General features: G+C 45.8%; 16 protein-coding genes. 5 read left to right on the forward strand and 11 right to left on the reverse strand.

Features of this window, described 5'->3' with window-relative positions; genetic code table 11:
• Positions 1 to 51: 51 nt before the first annotated feature.
• Entirely contained in the window at positions 52 to 1,707 is a 1,656-nt protein-coding gene (locus HRI96_RS09820; protein ID WP_210117181.1) for a SulP family inorganic anion transporter, read from the forward strand.
• A 20-nt stretch (positions 1,708 to 1,727) separates the two neighbouring features.
• Here HRI96_RS09820 and HRI96_RS09825 read toward each other — a convergent pair whose 3' ends face one another.
• The 3 genes from HRI96_RS09825 to HRI96_RS09835 all read right to left on the reverse strand — a co-directional run bounded on the left by HRI96_RS09825 (position 1,728) and on the right by HRI96_RS09835 (position 4,051).
• Positions 1,728 to 2,486: an amino acid ABC transporter ATP-binding protein gene (locus tag HRI96_RS09825; RefSeq protein ID WP_210118689.1), complete on the reverse strand. Its 759-nt coding sequence runs from the start codon at positions 2,484 to 2,486 to the stop codon at positions 1,728 to 1,730.
• Between the two features lie 17 nt (positions 2,487 to 2,503).
• A complete protein-coding gene (locus HRI96_RS09830; RefSeq protein WP_210117182.1) occupies positions 2,504 to 3,169 on the reverse strand; it encodes an amino acid ABC transporter permease in 666 nt (221 codons plus the stop codon).
• A gap of 87 nt (positions 3,170 to 3,256) precedes the next feature.
• Positions 3,257 to 4,051 carry a substrate-binding periplasmic protein gene (locus HRI96_RS09835; protein ID WP_210117183.1) on the reverse strand — a complete coding sequence of 265 codons (795 nt, stop codon included), beginning with the start codon at positions 4,049 to 4,051 and terminating at the stop codon, positions 3,257 to 3,259.
• A gap of 180 nt (positions 4,052 to 4,231) precedes the next feature.
• Here HRI96_RS09835 and HRI96_RS09840 point away from each other — a divergent pair, with 180 nt between their 5' ends.
• Positions 4,232 to 5,026, forward strand: a complete 795-nt coding sequence (locus tag HRI96_RS09840) for a carbohydrate-binding protein (protein WP_210117184.1) — start codon at positions 4,232 to 4,234, stop codon at positions 5,024 to 5,026.
• A 2-nt stretch (positions 5,027 to 5,028) separates the two neighbouring features.
• On the opposite strand, the gene HRI96_RS09845 is transcribed toward HRI96_RS09840, so the two are convergent.
• From HRI96_RS09845 to glgX, 5 genes are all read right to left on the reverse strand, one after another.
• Positions 5,029 to 5,592: a hypothetical protein gene (locus HRI96_RS09845; protein ID WP_210117185.1), complete on the reverse strand. Its 564-nt coding sequence runs from the start codon at positions 5,590 to 5,592 to the stop codon at positions 5,029 to 5,031.
• A 189-nt stretch (positions 5,593 to 5,781) separates the two neighbouring features.
• On the reverse strand, positions 5,782 to 6,420 hold the full coding sequence (locus tag HRI96_RS09850; protein ID WP_210117186.1) for an RpiB/LacA/LacB family sugar-phosphate isomerase: 639 nt from the start codon (positions 6,418 to 6,420) through the stop codon (positions 5,782 to 5,784).
• Positions 6,421 to 6,667: 247 nt separating this feature from the next.
• Complete coding sequence (locus HRI96_RS09855) at positions 6,668 to 7,582, reverse strand: DMT family transporter (protein ID WP_210117187.1); 915 nt, start codon at positions 7,580 to 7,582, stop codon at positions 6,668 to 6,670.
• Positions 7,575 to 10,046, reverse strand: coding sequence for a glycogen/starch/alpha-glucan phosphorylase (locus HRI96_RS09860; protein ID WP_210117188.1), 2,472 nt, complete (start codon positions 10,044 to 10,046; stop codon positions 7,575 to 7,577). Before HRI96_RS09860 ends, HRI96_RS09855 begins: the two co-directional genes overlap by 8 nt.
• Positions 10,036 to 12,234 carry a glycogen debranching protein GlgX gene (gene glgX, locus HRI96_RS09865; RefSeq protein WP_210117189.1) on the reverse strand — a complete coding sequence of 733 codons (2,199 nt, stop codon included), beginning with the start codon at positions 12,232 to 12,234 and terminating at the stop codon, positions 10,036 to 10,038. Before glgX ends, HRI96_RS09860 begins: the two co-directional genes overlap by 11 nt.
• 307 nt (positions 12,235 to 12,541) lie before the next feature.
• Here glgX and era point away from each other — a divergent pair, with 307 nt between their 5' ends.
• The 3 genes from era to murA all read left to right on the forward strand — a co-directional run bounded on the left by era (position 12,542) and on the right by murA (position 16,240).
• On the forward strand, positions 12,542 to 13,489 hold the full coding sequence (gene era / locus HRI96_RS09870) for a GTPase Era (RefSeq protein WP_210117190.1): 948 nt from the start codon (positions 12,542 to 12,544) through the stop codon (positions 13,487 to 13,489).
• A 205-nt stretch (positions 13,490 to 13,694) separates the two neighbouring features.
• The gene (pepT, locus tag HRI96_RS09875) at positions 13,695 to 14,957 is read left to right on the forward strand and encodes a peptidase T (protein WP_210117191.1); all 1,263 of its coding nucleotides are present in this window, start codon (positions 13,695 to 13,697) and stop codon (positions 14,955 to 14,957) included.
• On the forward strand, positions 14,957 to 16,240 hold the full coding sequence (murA, locus tag HRI96_RS09880; RefSeq protein WP_210117192.1) for a UDP-N-acetylglucosamine 1-carboxyvinyltransferase: 1,284 nt from the start codon (positions 14,957 to 14,959) through the stop codon (positions 16,238 to 16,240). The genes pepT and murA overlap by 1 nt, the downstream gene beginning before the upstream one ends.
• On the opposite strand, the gene HRI96_RS09885 is transcribed toward murA, so the two are convergent.
• The 3 genes from HRI96_RS09885 to HRI96_RS09895 are packed head-to-tail and all read right to left on the reverse strand — an operon-like array spanning position 16,218 to position 19,901.
• Positions 16,218 to 17,078, reverse strand: coding sequence for a J domain-containing protein (locus HRI96_RS09885; protein ID WP_210117193.1), 861 nt, complete (start codon positions 17,076 to 17,078; stop codon positions 16,218 to 16,220). The genes murA and HRI96_RS09885 overlap by 23 nt on opposite strands.
• 4 nt (positions 17,079 to 17,082) lie before the next feature.
• Positions 17,083 to 18,858, reverse strand: a complete 1,776-nt coding sequence (locus tag HRI96_RS09890) for an energy-coupling factor transporter transmembrane component T family protein (protein WP_210117194.1) — start codon at positions 18,856 to 18,858, stop codon at positions 17,083 to 17,085.
• Positions 18,855 to 19,901, reverse strand: coding sequence for a hypothetical protein (locus HRI96_RS09895; protein WP_210117195.1), 1,047 nt, complete (start codon positions 19,899 to 19,901; stop codon positions 18,855 to 18,857). Before HRI96_RS09895 ends, HRI96_RS09890 begins: the two co-directional genes overlap by 4 nt.
• Positions 19,902 to 20,242: the final 341 nt, after the last annotated feature.

The following is a 20,242-nucleotide window of genomic DNA, read 5'->3' on the forward strand; positions in this document are numbered from 1 at the left end:
TTTCTTCTTTGACTATTTACAAAAATCGGCGATTGTCGCATTATCCGTAGTATGTTTAAACCTGAATTAATCTCGTCATTACGCACTTACAATCTCAAAACATTTTTTGCAGACTTGTCCGCAGGAATTATCGTAGGAGTCGTAGCTTTGCCGCTCGCCATAGCCTTCGGGATCGCAAGCGGAGTAAAGCCGGAGCAGGGTATTTTTACCGCCATAGTTGCAGGCTTTTTAATATCCGCACTGGGCGGCAGTAAAGTCCAGATAGGAGGCCCCACCGGAGCCTTTGTCGTCATAGTATACAGCGTAGTGCAGCAGTACGGATATTCCGGGCTGGCCATAGCCACAATAATGGCGGGCGTCATGCTTATTCTGCTGGGAATTCTAAAACTGGGAGGGCTAATCTCATTCATTCCCTATACGATCATTACAGGTTTTACGGCGGGAATCGCAGTTACGATTTTTACCACTCAGATCGGAGATTTTTTAGGACTTGCGGTACCCGGAATGCCGGGAGATTTTTTGGGTAAAATAAAAGTATACGCAAAAGCGATCGGTACGATCGATATATACACGTCAATCGTGGCGGCCGTTTCGCTTGCGGCAATCTTTATCTGGCCGCGCTTCAATAAAAAAATCCCCGGTTCCTTAATCGTCATCGTTCTCTCCACGATCGTGTGCATCGTGTTAAAAAAAGCCTTCGGGCTTGAACTTGCCACGATAGGAAGCCGCTACGGGGAAATTCCCAAAGGCCTGCCGCTGCCGAAACTTCCTTCGTTTTCAGGAGCCGACATAAAGGAGCTGTTTCCCGTAAGCGTATCCATAGCGATGCTTGCGGCAATAGAGTCGCTTTTGAGCGCGGTCGTGGCGGACGGCATGACAGGGACCAAGCACAATTCAAACACGGAACTTATCGCCCAAGGCATAGCGAACATCGCAAGCCCGATTTTCGGAGGAATCCCGGCAACGGGCGCTATCGCACGAACGGCGACAAACATTAAAAACGGCGGACGCACGCCGGTTGCAGGAATAATACACGCGATCACATTGCTTTTGATCACGTTCTTTCTGGGCCGCTATGTAGTTTATATTCCGATGGCGGCTCTTGCAGCAGTCCTTGTTTCGGTTTCGTGGAATATGGCGGGGATTCCTGCCGTTCGAGAGCTTTTAAAAGGGCAAAAATCTGACAGCGCCGTTTTGTTCATAACCTTTTTTCTTACGGTATTCATAGATTTGACAGTCGCCATAGGCGCAGGACTTTTGTTTGCAGCCTTCTTTTTTATTAAAAAGATGGTAGACGTTTCGACAGTCCGTGAGTACGGCGACATTTCCGACGGTCTCATATCGGAAAGCGAAGGTGAAAAACCCTTGAACGTTCCCGACGGCATTTTAGTATACGAAGTTTTAGGTCCGCTTTTTTTCGGCACCGTGCGGAAATTTGAAATCGCGGTGGAAAGGGCGGGTGTGGAATACAAGGTTTTGATCTTGAGGTTGCGCCACACAAACTACCTTGACGCCGGCGGGATAATGGTTTTAACGCAGCTTAAAAACGCATGCGACAAAAAAGGCATAAAAATAGTCTTGGCGGGAGTACATCCGCAGCCCTTAAAATTACTTACAAAGACGGGAATGGCAGAAAAAATAGGAACCGAAAACATATTTGACAACTTTGCAGGCGCCTTGAAACACGCCGTAAAAATAAGAGACTGATGGAAAAGCCGCTGACGCCGTTACTGAGATATTACGGATTTTAGAAACTGTTTTAAGCGTTCGCTTTTAGGCTGTTGGAAAATTTGCTTGGGCTTTCCTTCTTCTTCAATCTTACCGTCGGCCATAAACACAACCCTGTCGGCAACTTCGCGCGCAAATCCCATTTCGTGGGTAACGACGATCATAGTCATGCCGTCTTCCGCAAGTTTTTTCATGACGGACAAAACTTCGCCTACCAACTCCGGATCAAGGGCGGAAGTCGGTTCGTCAAACAGCATGATTTTAGGCTCCATAGCAAGAGAACGAGCAATCGCTACGCGCTGCTGTTGCCCGCCCGACAGATTGTTGGGATATTCGTTTATCTTATCGCTGAGCCCTACCCGCCCCAAAAGTTCCACAGCCTTATTTCTGGCTTCTTTTACGGGAATTTTACGCACATGGACGGGGGCGAGCATTACGTTTTCAAGGACGGTTTTGTGCGGAAACAGATTAAAACGCTGAAACACCATTCCCACATCCAAAAGAAAACGCATTCTTTCCTGAGAAGGCAGTTTGAATTTTCTTTCCCCGTTTTCATAGTGATCGAGCAGATTATCTTCGATATATATTTTACCGTTGTCAATCGCTTCAAGGTGGTTTAACGTGCGCAGATAAGTCGATTTTCCGGCTCCGGAAGGCCCTATTATGCACACGACTTCTCTGGATTCCACGGACAGCGAAACGTTTTTAAGCACTTCAAGTCCGCCGAATTTTTTACATATATTTTCAGTCTTTATCATCGACATAAAAAGCTCTCCTAAGTATTTTCATAAACCGAATATTTTTTTTCAAGACTGCCAAATACGAATGAAAATACTGCGGTAATGATCAAGTACAAAATCATCGCAGGAATATAGACCAAGGCGGAAGCCGTAGATGACGATATGCTTCTGGTTACCTTTGTGATATCCGCAAGCGCAATGATCGAAACAAGCGAAGCGTCTTTTAAAACCATTATGAATTCGTTTCCTACGGGCGGGATAAGTCTTCGTATCGACTGCGGAACTATCACAAGCTTCATAGTCTGAGCATAACTCATGCCGAGTGCGTGAGAAGCTTCGAATTGTCCCTTGTCTATGGATTGAATGGCGGCGCGGATTATCTCTGCGGTATAGGCTGCGGAATTCAGCGCAAACGCAATGAACGCCGCAAAAAAACGATTGTTTATCGTAAATACCGGAGAGAGCTGGGGCAAACCGTAATAAACAAAATAAAGCTGCATTAAAAGCGGCGTTCCCCGAAAAAAGAAAATATAGCCCGAACAGATTTTGTTCAGCCATTTTATCTTTGACATCTTTCCGAGCGCTAAAAACAAGGCAAGCACAAGACCTGCGCATACGGCTATAAGCGTAAGCGAAATAGTGATTTTTGCGCCGTCTAAAAGGCTCGGTATCCATCCGATTATGTCTTTTAAAAATTTCATTTAGCTAAGTCCTTGCATCTTTGATAGAATCGAACCGGATCGGCCAGCCGCACAAGATTTCAAAGCAAAATATGCGGCCGTGGAAATTCAGTTAAGATCCGAAACTATGTCGCTTCCGAAATTCTTTTCCGACAATTTTTTAAGAGTGCCGTCGGAGCGCAGCTGAAGCAACGCTTTATCGACGGCTGCGGCAAGTTCCTTGTTTCCTTTTTTCATCGCTATTCCCAAAAATTCTTCGGCCTTTCCCTGCCACGCAATTTTGTACGGATTGTTGGGCTTGGAAACATAGTCAATGGCGACAAGGGAATCGGAAACTACGGCGTCGCAGCGGCCGTTCTTCAGATCGGCAAAAGAATTCATCGCGTCGTCATATTCTGCGGCGGTAAATTTCAATCCGGCTTCGGCTTTTGCGGTCATAAATATATCGGACGTCGATTCGGTAAGATAGCCTACCGTAAGTCCCGTAAGATCTTCCGGAGCGGAAATTTTTAAGGCGGAATCTTTTCTTATGATTATCGACTGGCCGTTTCCTACATACGGCTTTGAAAATTCAAACGCGTCAAGGCGTTCCGGCGTAATGGTAACTCCGGAAATTATACAGTCGTATTTATTGGTATTGAGGCCGGCAAATATTCCTTCCCACGCCACGTCTATAAATTTAGCTTTAAGTCCGAGCTGCTTTGCAACGGCGTTTCCGAGATCTATATCAAAACCCATAGCGGTTTTCCCGTCCTCGCCGTAGTATTCAAACGGCGGATAAGCGACGTTTACTCCGATCTGCAATTCTCCGGACTTTAAGACCATGCTTGTTTCAGATTTTTTAGCGCATGAGGCAAAAAACAAAATTGAAGATCCTACGATAAATAATAAAATTTTTTTCATATAAACTCCCAATCCGATACCTTGGAATATAAACCGTATCGATAGCAATGAGTATAAGAGGTCAGCGGCAAAGCGTCAATAAATGAAAATATATTCTAAATGCAAAGAAAATGCAAAACGGAAACTCAAAAACGCAAAAAAATATCGCGAAATTTTATTTTTTATATTATACTTTTGTTTATGAATATAAGATTTACCGTTTCCGTTAAAAAGAAAGACGGGTCGCAGGCTTTATCCGTAAAAGGCGAAAATGAACTTTTTGCTTTTTACAATAAAATTTACGAAGAAGGCGACCGCATAGAAATAGAGCCTTCGGATAAGAATTTTTTTGCCATAGTGCAGATTGATCAGGCGTTGCAACCGTCGTTCGTCTACTGCACCGGCGCGTTTTCTTTTCCGATTCCTTTCGAAGAAAAAAAGCGATGCTATCCGCAGCAAAGTTTTTCAGGCGAGGGGCATTATATTTACATAAGAAAGGCCAGACCTGAAGAAATCGGCGTAAGAAAAAACCTAGCGTTAAATCCGTGCGACTGGCATGAAAACGCAACTTTTTTTCCGCATGCGAGCGCAAACGTCGAAACGCGGGGAGAATCCATTTTTTTTGCAAGAAATGCGATCGACGGTTGTATTGCAAACGATCACCACGGAAGCTGGCCGTTTGCAAGCTGGGGGATAAACAGAGATCCGTCGGCGGAACTGCGTATAGACTTCGGAAGAGAGGTGTGTGCGGACGAGCTCGTGTTTTACCTTAGAGCGGACTTTCCGCACGACGCTTGGTGGAAAAGCGGAACCGTCCATTTTTCGGACGGAAGTTCATACGTAGCGGAATTTATAAAGACGGGAAGCGCTCAGCGATTTAAAATAGAAAAAAGAGTGATCTCTTGGCTTACATTTGGCTCCCTAATAAAAGCCGACGATCCGTCGCCGTTTCCGGCTTTAACCCAGCTGGAAGTTTTCGGAACCGAAGCGAATTAGTTTCATGCCTTGTCGCCCCCGTAAAAAATTTCTTTTACGATCGAAAAAATTTCTTTATCTTGGGACTTAAACACGAAAGATTCGCTTTTTTGAAAAGATAAGCTGAATTTTCCGTCTTCGCCTTGCTGCATAAAAGGAATATAGTCTTGGGCTTTTTGTTCAAAAAAAAGCCAGCATTGCAAAAATATAAGATCGCTTCCGATCGTGTACTGTTCTTTAAGTGCAAGAGGACTTACGATCTTAGCCTTAATGAACGTCTTGTCGTCGCCGTCTTTTTCATTCGCTTCTTCGACGGCTTTAAACAGATTGTAAGCCGAAAGCAGTCTTTGCTCGTCAGTAAATATGTCGTCCGCCTGAGCGGAATTTTCACCCAAGACCTTATGAGGGAACCGGTATTTTTTATACGTCGAAACGACCGATTTTTTAAATGCAAAATCCGTTTCGGATATAAGCCTTTTCAGGCGGCTGTCTTCGCCGTCTTTTAGGCCGATTTTTGCGTCGCGATTGGCTTTGTTAAAACGCTCAAGTTTGCTTGAAAATTCCGAAATCGCATTTGTTATTTTCATCGTTACTCCTTGAGCGTAAATATCGTTTGCGACGTTTCGGCTTTGATCGAAACTCGAAGTTCAAGTACCGCCGCAGACGGCGGTAAAATGTGTAAAAGCGATATTTCGGCTTTGTTGAAATATCGCCATAAACCGATGCACACGGATGTACGTCGGTTTATGATCGCGCTATATAGCCGCCGAAGTCAGTTATTTCATCAGTTCCTTTACGGCTTCGGCGATCTTTGTGTCTTTGCATGAAGCAAAAAAGAGTTTTTCAAATTTTTCACCGGCAAAGGCTCCCCGCACAAGATCCTTATCGAGGCTTTTTAAAATGGAAACGAAATCTTTGAACGCAGCTTTTCTCACTCCGTCAAGAATTTTTTTATTCCTCTGTTCCGGAACGGCGCGCTCTCTGGGATAACCTTGCCCGCTCGGTTCGCAAAAAAGTTTTTCAAAAATATATTCAAGATTAAGGTCGCCGCCCCAGCCGAATCCCTTTGCAAAAGGCAGAGCTATCGCGTTTCCGTCATTGATCTGAGCAAAGGTATAAGCGTCGAGCGGATCTTCCACATGGCCGCATATCACGCCCGGAAAACTGTTTAAAGCGAGCATCGCGCCTTCGCCCGTTCCGCATCCGGTAATCACATAATCGGCGGCTCCGGAATTCAAAATCGCAGCTCCGAGTATTCCCACTTGAACATAAGTGAGTTCGGCCTTGTCGTCGGCGGAATACATTCCGTAATTTACGACTTCAAAGCCCATCGGTTCCACGACTTTTTTAAGCGCATTCAAAACTATTGTGTTTTTTGCCGCCTGGCTGTTTTCATTGATCAAAGCAATTTTCATAAAAACCCTCCTATAAAAACTTTTGCAGGAAGTTTCAACTTCCGAAAAAGTTTTTAGCCGTGCGCTAAAGCGCACAGGTCAGATAATCGAGTTTGCAAAATAAAGTATATCGTATCCATTCGATTTTATCGGCACGATACGTAATATAAGTCTTCTGCAAACATCCGCGCAAACTCGAAATAAAAAGTGACGGCGATATTTTAGACGTCGCTTTTTATCATACCTCCTACTAAAAAATTTTTATCGTTTATAGTGATCTGTCCCGCAGACCTCTGCGGGGCAAAAAATCGAACCCGGTTTGGGCAAAAACTATCGCCGCAAACATAAGAGCGCAGCCTATGATCATGTGTCCCGTCATGTTTTCGCCGAGCAGAACTGCGCTGAAAAATACGCCGAAAACCGCTTCCGTAGACAAAAACAGCGCGGCTAAGGAAGACTGTAAATATTTAAGGCACACGTTCTGCAAAACAAAGGCAACCATAGTGCTGAATATCCCCAAATAAAGCATTGAAAAAACAATCTTAGGGTCTTCGAACGCGCCGGACGGGAACGGTCCGTCAATAAAAGGAGCCGCTATCCACGAAAAGATCGCTGCAAAAACAAACTGGAACACCGTCAGCAAAACAGGATCGCGGTTTTGATCGTAATGCGCGGTAAACAGAATGTGAACCGCATAAAAGATTCCGCATATGAGCGTTAGCACGTCTCCTATGTTGACCTTCAGAGCGCCGCCTTTGCCCTTTAACACAAGCATACCGATACCTGCCAAAGCCGTCAACGCAGCGATGAACACGTGACTCTCCGGACGGCGTTTTTTTAACGGCCACCCCAAAAGCGGCACAAGTATGACATAAATCGCCGTTAAAAAAGCGTTTTTTCCGGCAGTGGTATAAACGCAGCCCACAGTCTGAAAAGAATAAGCTAAAAACAGATACAAGCCCAAAACGGCGCCGTACTTCAAATAAGAAAAATTAAACGAAAAAAGCCTTTTCGCGTAGACCAGGGCGAGCGCAAGAGAAGCTATTGTAAAGCGGAGGGCGAGCATGTAAATCGCAGGCACGCAGTCAAGGCTGTCTTTTACTATCACAAAGGCAAAACCCCATATACAAGCCGCACATAGCAACCCAAGCCCCGAAAACATCGAAACGAATCTTTTATTCATCAGTTTTCTGTTTTACGGTTACCGGAACTTTTTTCAGCTTCCATATGTCGCGCACATACTCTTCGATCGTTCTGTCGGACGAAAATTTTCCGCTGTTTGCAATGTTTTTCAGCATCATCTTAGCCCAGTGAATTCTGTCGTTATATTCGGCTTCAATTTTTTCATGCGCTTTGCAATACGCGTTAAAATCGGCAAGGATATAATACACGTCGGGCCTTTGGCCTTCAACGCCGAAAACCAGAGAATCGTACAGCTCTTTAAACAATTGCCGCGAAGGATCGTATGTGCCGTCGATAAGCTGTTCCACAACTTTGCCCAACTCAGGGTTTTTGGAAAAATATTCCTGCGGATGATAGGAATTTTCAGTCTGTATCTTCAATATCTCATCCGTCTTCAGTCCGAATATGAATTCGTTTTCTGCGCCGGCCTCTTGTACTATTTCGATATTCGCTCCGTCAAGGGTACCCAGAGTTATCGCTCCGTTCACCATAAATTTCATATTGCTCGTTCCCGAAGCTTCTTTTCCGGCCGTAGAAATCTGCTCCGAAACATCGGCGGCGGGGAAAATTTTTTCCGCAACGCTTACCCTGTAATTTTCAATGAACACCACTCGCAGTTTTCCGCGGACGCGGCGGTCGTTGTTCACATGATCGGCTACGGTGTTGATCAGTTTTATTATAGCCTTCGCACGGCGATAGCCGCTTGCGGATTTTGCGCCGAAGATAAAAGTTCTGGGGTAAGGATTGTAAGACGGATCGGAAATGAGCTTGTTATAAAGATACATGATGTGCAGAATATTTAAAAGCTGACGCTTATATTCGTGCAGGCGTTTTACCTGAACGTCAAATATGCTGTCGGGATCAAGAAATTCATTCTGCGTCACTTTAAGATATTCGGTAAGCCGCCGCTTGTTTTCCTGCTTTATTTCCAAAAGCTCTCGCAAAGAGGCTTCGTCGTCCAGATATTTTTCCAGTTCCTTTAGCTTGGTCAAATCTTTTATCCAGCCCGGCCCGATTCTTTTGGTGATAAAGTCTGCAAGAAGAGGATTTGCGGAAAGGAGCCACCGCCGCTGGGTAATTCCGTTGGTTTTGTTGTTAAATTTTTTAGGATAAAGTTCAGCCCAATCCTTCAATTCCCTAGTCTTTAAAAGTTCCGTGTGCAATTCGGCAACTCCGTTCACGCTGAAGCAGGAACGGATCGCAAGGCGCGCCATATGCACCATGCCGTCCGCAATGATCGACATAGAGTTGTGTTTTTGGTAATCGCCCGGATATTTTTCACGGAGTTCGATCAGAAAACGGCGGTTTATTTCTTCTACGATTTGATAAATTCTGGGTAAAAGTCCCTGAAATATGTCTATAGGCCATTTTTCTAAGGCTTCGGCAAGTATCGTGTGGTTGGTATAAGCAAACGTCTTTACCACGATGTTCCAAGCCGTATCCCAGCTTACACGGTATTCATCCATCAAAATACGCATCAATTCGGGGATAGCGACTACGGGATGCGTGTCGTTAAGCTGAATTACATTATAGTCCGAGAATTTTGAAAAATCGGTGCCGTATTCGGAAACGAAGCTGCGCACTAAATCCTGAAGGCTCGCGGATGAAAAGAAATACTGCTGCTTTAAACGCAGCGCCTTTCCGCTGGGACCCGAATCGTTAGGATAGAGCACGCGGCTTATGTTTTCGGCGCTGATCTGCTTTTCCACGGCACGCGTATATTGCATATCGTTAAACAGCTGAAGGTTAAATCCGTCCGGCGAAGAAGCCTCCCAAAGGCGGAGCATTCCGACGGTATCCGTTCCGTAACCTACGACGGGAATATCAAAAGGGGTCGCCGTGACGGCTTCGGTATCTTCAAGATTAAAGCGCTCTTGTCCGTCCGGTGTTTTTCTGTACACTATCTTCCCGCCGAAATGCACCGTAACGGCCAAGTCGCTCCGCTTTATTTCCCACGGATCTCTGTGCGTAAGCCATCTGTCCGGATATTCCACTTGAAATCCGTTTTCTATGCGCTGTTCAAACATGCCGTATTCATAACGAATTCCGTATCCTCGCGCAGGATAGTCGAGCGTTGCAAGGCTGTCCAAAAAGCAGGCAGCAAGCCTTCCGAGACCTCCGTTTCCCAGTCCCGGCTCAGGTTCCGTATCTTCAATTACGTTCAGGTTAAGATGAAAACCTTTTAGAATGTCTTCAACAGCTTCTTTTATTTCAAGATTGATCAGATTGTTTCCTAAGGAACGTCCCATAAGAAATTCTGCGGAAAAATAGCAGACACGGCGCAGTCCGGGTTCTTTTTCGTATGTCCGCCGTGTGGCGATCCACTTATCCACAACCGTATTCATACACGCTGAAGCGACGGCGTCGTAGATATCGTGCCGCGTAGCGATGGCAATGTCCTTTCCGTACTGCTGGCGCAGACGATTCATCAATATATTTTTAAATCGTTCCTTATCAAATTCCATTTTTTCCCTCCGGATAATTTGCAAGAGACCTTCTGTTCTGTAATATATCTACACTCTGTAACAGCACCGCGCTTCCTGCCGGTACTACGTATCGTTTTTGCGATGGAAGGATTTCTTCATCCCCCGGATCGCAAATATCATTCGGCGAATAGGCGGACGTATCGACTACGCGGCGCCAGCTTTTTTCTGCGGGTAAGGGCGGCAGGACGGCGATACAATCCCTGTTATTCATGTTTACGGCAAGATAAAAGTTGTTGTCTTTAAGACCGTTAAAGCTCCGCATGCTGTCGCCGTCAAGGCGGCATGCTAAAAAATGCTTCATCTTAGGCCAATCGGGTTCCTGTCCTTCGGCATTATACCAAATTATGTCAGGCAATACTCCGCTTTGCAAGTCTCCGCCTTTAAAAAAGGCAGAACGCCTGAATACGCAGTGAGCTTTGCGAAGCTCTATAAGCTTACGGACAAAGCGCAAAAGATCCGCGTTTTTTTCGCACAAAGACCAATCCACCCATGAAACGTCGTTGTCTTGGCAATAAGCATTGTTGTTCCCTTTTTGAGTCCTTCGGAATTCGTCTCCCGCAAGAAGAAGAGGAACTCCCTGCGAAATGATCAAAAACAAGAGCATGTTTTTTATGGATATGAGCCTTTGTTTTTCGATCGCAGGATTATCGCTTTCGCCTTCTATTCCGTTGTTATAGCTGTAATTGCAATCCGAACCGTCGCGGTTATTTTCGGCGTTCGCCTCGTTATGCTTTGCCAAATAGCTCACAAGATCGTTAAGAGTAAAACCGTCGTGCACGGTAATAAAATTTATGGAATATTCGGGGCTTGAAGACATATAAAGATCGGAACTTCCGGTAAGCCTTGTAGCCATTTCAGTTACCATAAAATTTTCACCGCGGAAAAACCGTCTCATACCGTCGCGGAATTTGTCGTTCCAGCTGCACCAGCGCCCTCCGGGAAATTTTCCCACGTGGTAGGCGCCGGCCGCGTCCCATGCTTCGGCGATGATCTTTGTGTTGCGAAGGACGGGATCTTCGGATATGGCGCGCGTGAGTATCGGGAATTCTTCCAGAGAACCGCTTTCCGAGCGGCAAAAGACGCTCGCAAGGTCGAAGCGGAAGCCGTCCACGTGCATTTGCAAAACCCAATATCGCAGGCAATCGATTATAAAGCGCACCATCACCGGATGATTGCAGTTCATAGTGTTGCCGCAGCCGGTATAGTCGTTATAAAATCTGCGGTCGTCGTTTTGCAGAATATAGTAAATGTTGTTTGCCAATCCGCGGAAAGAAAAAGTGTGCCCCATGTGGTTGCCTTCGGCCGTGTGGTTAAAGACGACGTCCAAAATAACTTCAATGCCCGCGCTGTGAAAATCCTTTACCATCTGTTTGAATTCCGTTACGGCTTTGGAATTCTTTCCTGAAGAATAAGACTGCTTGGGCGCAAAAAAACAGACCGTGCTGTATCCCCAAAAATTTTTAAGTCTTTTCCCCGTCGAGGGATCCGTTCTGTCAAGTTCGTTTTCATCAAATTCAAAAACGGGCAAAAGCTCCACCGCCGTTATTCCGAGCTTTTTTAAATACGGAATTTTTTCCGCAAGACCGCAGAAAGTTCCGCGTTTTTTTGTTTTTGAAGTTGCAGACATAGTAAAGCCGCGGACGTGTAACTCGTAAATTATCGTATCGCGAAGCGGGATATTCAAAGGAGCGTCGTTTTCCCAGTCAAAATCATCGTCGACGACGATACACTTGGGAAAAACGGATAAGTCGCATTTGTTTGAAACTTTTCCGCCGGCTTTGATTCTTTCAAGCTCCTTTGCAGTATCGCCGACGGCGCGGAACGCGTTAAAAACGGAACCTTGGGTGAGAGCTTTGGCGTAAGGATCGAGCAAGTGCGCTTCGCCGTCAAACCGCAGCCCTTTTTCAGGCGCATATTCTCCGTCTGCGCAAAAAAGATACAGGTCACCCGCTTTCAATCCTTTTACGAAAATATGCCAAACGTCTCCTGTCCTGTTTATTTTAGGGTCGAAATTCAAAACCGCATAGGGCTCTTTATCTTCTGCGAATTTAAAAAGCTCCAGGCGGACGGCTTTTGCGTCTCTGCTAAAGACGGCAAAATTAACTCCGCCTTTTTCGATGGAAGCCCCAAAGGGAACCGGAGATCCCCTGCAACAAGTCAGACACATATTTTATATATTATCACAGTTTTGATTAAATACAAATGGCTTGATATAGCGCCGCGCAGAACCGCACACTGCCGTTCGCCGCTCAATTTCCCTAAAATTCCGCACTCAACAAAAAGTCCGCTGCGTCTCAATGTGGGCTCAGGACAGTGCATAACCGCGCGCGCTCAGACCGTCGTGCCGTGCGGGGACACATGCGGTGAGTCTCCTCATCGCATTTAACTAGGCGCCTTGCCGTTCGAGAAGCTCGTCGGCTCAACTCATCCACACACCGCTGACAAATCTGCGCCTTTTCTGTATACTTTTTATCATGAAAAAAAATCCCGATACCGTATCTCAGGAACCTTGCCCTTTACAGCCGAACGAGGAGCATAAAACAGCCGTCGTAGCGATTATAGGGCGGCCGAGCTCGGGCAAATCCACGTTTTTAAATACGGCATGCGGAGCGGCCGTTTCCATAGTTTCGCCCGTACCGCAAACAACGCGAAACGCTATCCGCGGCATAGTGAACACATCGCTTGGACAGCTTGTGTTTATCGACACGCCCGGCTACCACGAATCCGAAAAAAAACTCAACTTAAAACTTAAAAACACGACGGAAGAGCAGCTTAAAGAAGCCGAATGCATTCTTTACATAATAGACGCTACGCGCCCGTGCGGGAGCGAAGAGCATCTTACGTCGGAGCTTGTAAGGCCGCATGCACAAAAAACCGTCGTCGCAGTAAATAAGACCGACGATCCAAAGGCGCGGCCGGCCGTCATACGAGCGTTTTTATCCGAAAATCTTCCTCAAATTCCCGCTTCAAAAATATTTGAAATTTCGGCAAAAAAAGACACGGGAATCGACGACGTGTTAAAATCGCTTTATTCCCTTGCGCCGAATGCGCCGGCCCTTTATCCGAAAGAATTTTATACCGATCAGGAAGTGGGATTCCGCATTTCGGAAGTGATCCGTGGGCAGGCTATAAACCGCCTTGAAGAAGAAATTCCCCATTCCATCTACGTAAACATTGCCGACATGGAAATGCGGAAAGAAGGAAGGGAACTTTGGGTGAGGGCGTTTTTATGTGTGGAACGCGAAAGCCAAAAAGGAATTGTCATAGGCAAAGGCGCTTCCATGATAAAAACGATCCGCATAGAATCCATAAAAGCTCTGCGAAAAATTTTCGATTACCGCATCGATTTGGACCTTCAGGTAAAGGTGGATAAAAACTGGCGGCAAAAAGACACGGTGCTGACAAAACTGCTTGATAAATAAGTTTAATTTCAATTTTTACATTTTATAGTTTTCGTACGGCGCGGCTGCACACGGGCATGCAATATCACTTGCCGCGTAAAACCCTGCGTCCGACTAATGCCGTCCGCGCGCTCCGCGTATTTACTCACATAAAACCCGGCGTCCGATGCACCGCCCGCGCGCTCCGTTGCTTTTTATGCGACAATGCCTTATCCTGTCAGTGATTATGAAACTATTAAGCGAAGACGACAAAAAAAAACTGCTTGAGCGGTTTATCAAATATGTAAAAATACATACTACAAGCGACGTAAAAGCCGCCGACAGCGACATTCAGCCTTCAACCGAAAGACAGCGCGATCTGGCAAAGCTGCTCGCCGAAGAAATGAAAGAAATCGGCCTGCAAAGCGTACAAATAACGGAGCACTGCTACGTATACGGTTTTTTGCCGGCATCCGAGGGCTCGAACCGTTTGCAGGCGTTTTGTCTTATGGCGCACATGGACACCGCAGGAGACGTTTCAGGTGAAAATGTAAAACCCAACATAATAACCGGTTACGACGGAACTCCCGTCAAATTAAAATGCAATATCACGCTTGATCCTGCAACCGACAAGGCGCTGGCGCTTGCCGCAAAAGAAAAAGATACCGTAATCACTACGGACGGAACAACTCTGCTCGGCGCCGACGACAAGGCCGGTATAGCGGAAATCATGACCGCTCTTTCTTTTCTTGCAAAAAATAAAGATATAAAGCACGGAAAGATCGAGGTTTTATTTTCTCCCGACGAAGAGACAGGGCACGGCATGGATAACGTTCCTCTAAAACTGCTTTCCTCAAAACGCGCTTATACGGTGGACGGCGGGCACATAGGCGAAATAGAAGACGAGTGCTTTACGGCCTACAAAAGCGACGTCACCTTTACCGGTCACTCAGTCCACACGGGAACGGCGCGCGAAGGCGGCCTTGTAAACGCCGTTACTATGGCGGCAAATTTCGTCGCATCGCTGCCGCGCCATGAAGCGCCCGAAACCACGGATTCTTTTCAAGGATTTTACGCTCCGCTTGAAATAACGTCTTCGGTAGAGCGTTCCTATGTTTTGCTTTTACTGCGCGATTTTACCGACGAAGGAATAGAACGCCGCAAAAATTTCGTAACTGATTTGGCAAATATTACGGCGGCAGCATTCGGCGGAAAAGCCGAAACAGTACATACCAAGCAGTACCTTAACATGAAGAAAAAACTCGACGAGCATCCTGAAGTCATGGCCGATCTTTACAAGGCGTATGAAAAAGCGGGAATAAGTCCCGTAAAAAAGCCGATACGCGGCGGAACTGACGGTTCAAGGCTCACCGAAATGGGGATCCCTACGCCGAACATCTTTACCGGCGGGCATAACTATCATTCAAGAAACGAATGGGCGTCTCTTTCGCAGATGACGGCGGCGGCGGAAGTTCTCATCCATCTTGCTTCGATAATCGGAGAAAACTGATGTACGAATATCACATTGAAGGCGGATTCCCCGTCCAAGGATCCATACAAGCGAGCGGGAATAAGAATGCTGCCTTACCGTGCATTGCGGCGTCGCTTTTAACCGAAGACACTGTTGTCCTCAGAAACATTCCTAAAATCGAAGATACAGCCGTCATGCTTGAAATTCTTAAAGCCTTGGGAGCGGACGTGGAGCGCATTGCCGAAAACACTTGGAAAATATGCGCAAAAAAAATCGTATCGAACTCAATACCCCATGAGCTTTCAAAGAAAATACGCGCCTCAATACTCTTTGCAGGCCCGCTTCTTGCACGCACAGGTAAAGTTGTTCTGCCTCCTCCCGGCGGAGACGTCATAGGCAGAAGACGCTTGGACACTCATTTTTTGGCTCTGACCGAATTGGGCGCCAACGTGAGCGTCGAAGGGGCGTTTGAGTTTTCCGCAAATAAATTGGCCGGAGCGGATATATTTTTGGACGAAACTTCCGTCACAGCTACAGAAAACGCCGTTATGGCGGCCGTACTCGCCGAAGGCACAACAAAGATCACAAACGCTGCAAGCGAGCCGCACGTGCAGGATCTGTGCACAATGCTAAACCTCATGGGAGCAAAGATAAGCGGAACGGGCAGCAATATACTTACGATCTCGGGAGTAAAGGAGCTTCACGGCTGCGATTTTAAAATAGGGCCTGATTTTATGGAAATAGGATCGTTTATAGGAATGGCCGCCGCAACAAGAGGTACCATAAAGATCACAGGAGTGAATCCTCCCGACTTGCGCCCGATACGCATCGCCTTCGGCAAACTCGGGATCCGCTGGAATTTACAGGAAACAACTCTTGAAGTTCCTCTCAATCAGGAAATGAAAATAAATACGGATCTCGGAGGAATGATTCCCAAGATTGACGACGCGCCGTGGCCGGGCTTTCCCCCCGATCTTACAAGCATTATGACGGTTGTTGCGACGCAGGTAGAAGGCACAGTCCTTATTTTTGAAAAGATGTTCGAGTCGCGCATGTTTTTTGTGGATAAACTTATAAGCATGGGTGCGAGGATCACCTTATGCGATCCGCACCGCGCCGTCGTATCAGGGCCGTCAACGTTGCACAAGGATCATTTGGTTTCTCCCGACGTACGCGCAGGAATGGCAATGGTAATCGCCGCGATGATTGCGCGCGGTGAAAGCGTCATAAGCAATGTTTATCAAATAGAGCGCGGATATGAAAACCTGGTCGAGCGCCTTCAAAAACTCGGAGCGCACATCAAAAAGATTGATGTAAAATAGTTTCATAAGCCGCCTGAATCCTCATAAACGAAGAAATTCCGGACGAAATTCCATCGGAAGAATTTGCCTTATGATATTCGGCGGCGGTTTTGTCTGCAATATCCGCTCCGGCGGAATCCGGATGAAATTTTGCCGCCAGCCTGCGGTGCGCCGATCGTACTTTTTTTATGTCCGCCCCCGGATCAAGACCCAGAACGCGGTAAGCTGCGGCGATTTCATCGCTAACATACGTGTAATTTAAAAGTTCCGCAAGATAATGCGAAGGCTTTTCGCCGCGAAGTTTTTCATCCCACAAAAATTCCGCCGCGCTTAAAAGTCTGAATATGTCGTTCACAGGGGAAACGCGCGCGCCGTTGTGTCCTGCGTCCTGCCATGTGTGTCCGTGCGCAGCGGCAAAATCTTTTTTATTTCCCGCTCCATTTCCTTCGGATTTTTTTACGGAAGCGGCAAGACATTCTACAAGCAGATCGCCGTTTAATTCTTTGGCGGTATAGGCTGCGCGGCAAAAAACGTGCCAGTCTTCCTTTTTGCCGAAGACGGATTTCAGCTGATAAACGGAATTTTCCATATCGTGCAGGCAAAAAACGGTCAGAGCGGCGGCGTAAAACGCGCCGGGGAAAGATTCATTTAAAACGCCGACAAAGCGGCCGTCGTCCAAGATCTTTCGCAGCCGCCTTTCTTCCAAAAATCCGATCAAAATTCGGTCGAAGACCGCTCCCGTCACTAGGCCGCATAAAACGCCCCATAAACCGGCAAAGCAGCCTACAGCCGTACAGATAAAAAATCCTGCATGCCGGTAAAAAAAATTCCTTACGGCTTTTTTTAAAGAATTTTCCATGGAATCATTTTTTCCTAGCTAAAAATAAAACCGAGAGGAATATAAAGGCGATAAGGTCTACAGCGCTTGAAAAAGCCAGCGTCCATTTAAGTTCCACCGCATAGGCCGCCGTAAAATTTATGAGTCGCACTATGTAGAACGCCGCCCGCAAAAAAACATGCACAAATAGAATAAAAAACGGTATCGTAAAAATCCACCTGAATTTAAACAAAACGTCTTCTTCGATTCGGTAATTCCACGACATAAGCGCAAAAAATAAAAAAAACAGAAGCAGCGAAAAAGGATACAAAAGTCTTTCCTGCAAGACGGCGGCGTAGGCTTCGCTTGGATAACCGTACTTGGACGCTACAAAAACAAATTCAAAAAGCGAAAACAGATCCATATTTTCAGCGCCGCTCGGCGCGTACGACAATATTTCAAAATCTTCATAAGGCATGTCAAGGATTAAATAATTATTTTCTTTCTGCACGGCATTCGCCTTTGCATACCTGTATTCAGGTCTTTCTATTCCCGCATAATAGAGCCTGTTGATGGAATCCAATAAAATATACGGAACGAATTTTTCATCGCCGCCTAACTCAGGAAACAGAGAAGAAGAAACCGAAAACATTTTTGCATACGGAACGGACAGGCTTTTAGTGAAAAAGCCGTCTTTATCAAAATACGTAACGGTAAAATCGCGGAGAAAACGCACTAAATTGCCCTGCCGTCCGATATTCGTGATTCCGCGGATAAAATAAACTTCGGACGATCCGTCGCTTTTTTTTATTGTAAAATACAGATCCGAAACGGTTTCATATTTTTGAAGATCCTTATATTCATCGTTAAAAAAATACCGGTCTTTGAGGTTCTTTTCAGATAACGCAAAGTAACGCTTTACGTCCGGATCGGCTTTGCGATTTTGTAAATTCAGTTCGTTAAAAATATAATACGAATCAAGATAGTCGCCCCTGATAAAAGCGTTGTATCCTTCCATTTTGCGCTCAAAGAGTTTTTGAGTTTCCGTATTGCCCGAAGCGGACACTTCCGACAATTTTTTCCACGCCGCTACGGAAAGACGTTCCGCCTCGTCAAGATTTAATTCTCCCGGAGCCGCCAAATTTACAGCCGTCCTTGCGCAATAATGAGCGTAAAGCCAGTCTTCGTTTTTAAAAGCTTTTTTTGCTTTGTCAAGCATTTCATCAAAACCGGCGGGCGCTTCGTCTTTCTCAGGTTCAGGCAAAGGCGCTTCGATCTTAGGCTCTTCTTTTTTATATTCGGAAGCGATTTTAAGTTGTCGCAGAGAATCTTCAATTCTTTCATTGTGCGGATCGATTTCCGAAGCCTGAAGCATATACATGTAAGCGGCTTCATTGTTTCCCTGCTCTTTGCTTTGCTCGCTCATTTCCACATATAATCTGCGCAGTTCGGGCTGTCTTTCAATATATGAAAGATTCTTATTTACCGCAGGCAAAAAAACCTGCACGCAGAGCGTAAGCACTAAAGAAAGGATTAAGGATACGATTATCACAAGGCGGTAGCGCTCCAGCATTCCGGAAGAAAATCTTTTTGTGCTCCCCGAAGGATCGCGGCCGAACTCAAGTGAAAATTCAAACAAAAACGCCGTACACATGACGGCGGGAAGTCCTTTAAAAAACACCGCCAATGCGCGCAAGATCCGAAAGCGAACTATGCTGTGCGGAAAAATTGCAGGAAGATTTCCGTATAAAAAACTCCATATAAAGCAGCCGGCGCCGAACAGTATAAAAAAAGAAACGATAAACGGTTTTTTCAGCTTCATTTCAGCCTTCTTTTACGGACGATCATAAAAAGCAAGGAAAAAACCAAAGATAAAAATCCAACGGCCGTGTTCAGTACCGCAATAAAAGGAATGTCCGATAAGGGCAAAAGCTCTTCCGCCTTTTTGCTCACAGACATGAAAATTTCATTTTTGCAGTAATATCCGGTATTGGCGAACAAAACGGCCATTGTCAAAGCTATTACCAAAAAGACGTTTATCAGTCTCCATTGGCTCATATGCTTTACGGCGCACACCGCAATCAAAGCAAAACACATCGAAAACATGATGATCACGTCAAATTCCGCCCCTGAATTCGACGTGATCAAGGCCGGTAAAAAAAACAGGCAGGTTATAGTTTTTACAGTAAAAGGAGGCTTAAGAATTTCTTCCGCAAGTACGTCGGAAAATTCAAAAGCGGAAGGCCTTATCCCGGCAGCTGAAGCCGTTTCAGGAACAGCGGCAGAAATCGACAAAGCGCCGTCTATGAGTTTGGGGTTTCGGCTTTCAGAGGCGCTTACATCTTCCAGTTTAAATTTTACGCCCGACGCCGAACCGTCCGAGCGCACTGCAGAATAATAATACAAGTATTGCCCGTTTTTTCTAAAAAAACCGCTCGTAACCGTGCGCTTGGCGCCAATATCATGCTCTGCGCCCGTACCGCACCCGGCGCCGGCATCGCGCTCTGAGGCCGCATCATGATCGGCGACGGCGGTCGATGTTTTAAAATACAAAGGAGATTTTAGGCTTAACGGGAATAAAAAGAACAGTGCAATGGCTTCTATCAAATAAAACGTAATAACCGCCAAAAACCGCTTGGGATGGCGGATAAGATTCAACGCTAAAAATAAAGGCGAAAACAGCAAAACCGAAGGAACGGCTTTTATGACGCCTGCAGCGCACATTGCAAAAGAGACGGTTTCCATAGGAAGTCCGGCTATGTACGAGACGCATTGTATGTACAATATGTATAAAACGGCCCCTGCAAAAGTTCCTGTAATGCAAAATATCGGAAAAATCGCCAAAAGTCCAAGCGCCTGTTTCATTTTATTCAGAATATCATGAAAATACGGTAAAAACAACAGGGAACTATGAAAACCACGGCATGCTGAAACTTCGCGGACAAACGTGATTTTCAACAAAAATCAAAGCGGATTTCCACAATTTATCCACACGCCGAAAACACTGTAAAGAAAATAACAATAAGTTATTACAATATATAGAAATACGCTCTGCAAGCGCAAGTCTTTATAATACAAGGAATAAGCGATGCAAAAACGTAATAGAGTCAAAAAACTCTAAAATTTCCACCGATAAAAAAAGATAAATCCTTCCAATGCTTTAAGAAGAAGGACTTATCCACAGATTTTGCACTATGAAACAGGAT

The sequence above is a fragment of the Treponema parvum genome (assembly GCF_017893945.1).
Taxonomy (GTDB): Bacteria; Spirochaetota; Spirochaetia; order Treponematales; family Treponemataceae; genus Treponema_D; species Treponema_D parvum_A.

Bases quoted from the DNA above. Each gene is read 5' to 3' on its own strand.
- HRI96_RS09895 (WP_210117195.1), bottom strand. From the start codon at position 19,901: ATGAAACAGGCGCTTGGACTTTTGGCGATTTTTCCGATATTTTGCATT.
- HRI96_RS09845 (WP_210117185.1), bottom strand. From the start codon at position 5,592: ATGAAAATAACAAATGCGATTTCGGAATTTTCAAGCAAACTTGAGCGT.
- HRI96_RS09840 (WP_210117184.1), top strand. From the start codon at position 4,232: ATGAATATAAGATTTACCGTTTCCGTTAAAAAGAAAGACGGGTCGCAG.
- HRI96_RS09855 (WP_210117187.1), bottom strand. From the start codon at position 7,582: ATGAATAAAAGATTCGTTTCGATGTTTTCGGGGCTTGGGTTGCTATGT.
- HRI96_RS09830 (WP_210117182.1), bottom strand. From the start codon at position 3,169: ATGAAATTTTTAAAAGACATAATCGGATGGATACCGAGCCTTTTAGAC.
- HRI96_RS09825 (WP_210118689.1), bottom strand. From the start codon at position 2,486: ATGATAAAGACTGAAAATATATGTAAAAAATTCGGCGGACTTGAAGTG.
- HRI96_RS09890 (WP_210117194.1), bottom strand. From the start codon at position 18,858: ATGAAGCTGAAAAAACCGTTTATCGTTTCTTTTTTTATACTGTTCGGC.
- HRI96_RS09885 (WP_210117193.1), bottom strand. From the start codon at position 17,078: ATGGAAAATTCTTTAAAAAAAGCCGTAAGGAATTTTTTTTACCGGCAT.
- HRI96_RS09835 (WP_210117183.1), bottom strand. From the start codon at position 4,051: ATGAAAAAAATTTTATTATTTATCGTAGGATCTTCAATTTTGTTTTTT.
- glgX (WP_210117189.1), bottom strand. From the start codon at position 12,234: ATGTGTCTGACTTGTTGCAGGGGATCTCCGGTTCCCTTTGGGGCTTCC.
- HRI96_RS09850 (WP_210117186.1), bottom strand. From the start codon at position 6,420: ATGAAAATTGCTTTGATCAATGAAAACAGCCAGGCGGCAAAAAACACA.
- era (WP_210117190.1), top strand. From the start codon at position 12,542: ATGAAAAAAAATCCCGATACCGTATCTCAGGAACCTTGCCCTTTACAG.
- pepT (WP_210117191.1), top strand. From the start codon at position 13,695: ATGAAACTATTAAGCGAAGACGACAAAAAAAAACTGCTTGAGCGGTTT.
- HRI96_RS09860 (WP_210117188.1), bottom strand. From the start codon at position 10,046: ATGGAATTTGATAAGGAACGATTTAAAAATATATTGATGAATCGTCTG.
- murA (WP_210117192.1), top strand. From the start codon at position 14,957: ATGTACGAATATCACATTGAAGGCGGATTCCCCGTCCAAGGATCCATA.
- HRI96_RS09820 (WP_210117181.1), top strand. From the start codon at position 52: ATGTTTAAACCTGAATTAATCTCGTCATTACGCACTTACAATCTCAAA.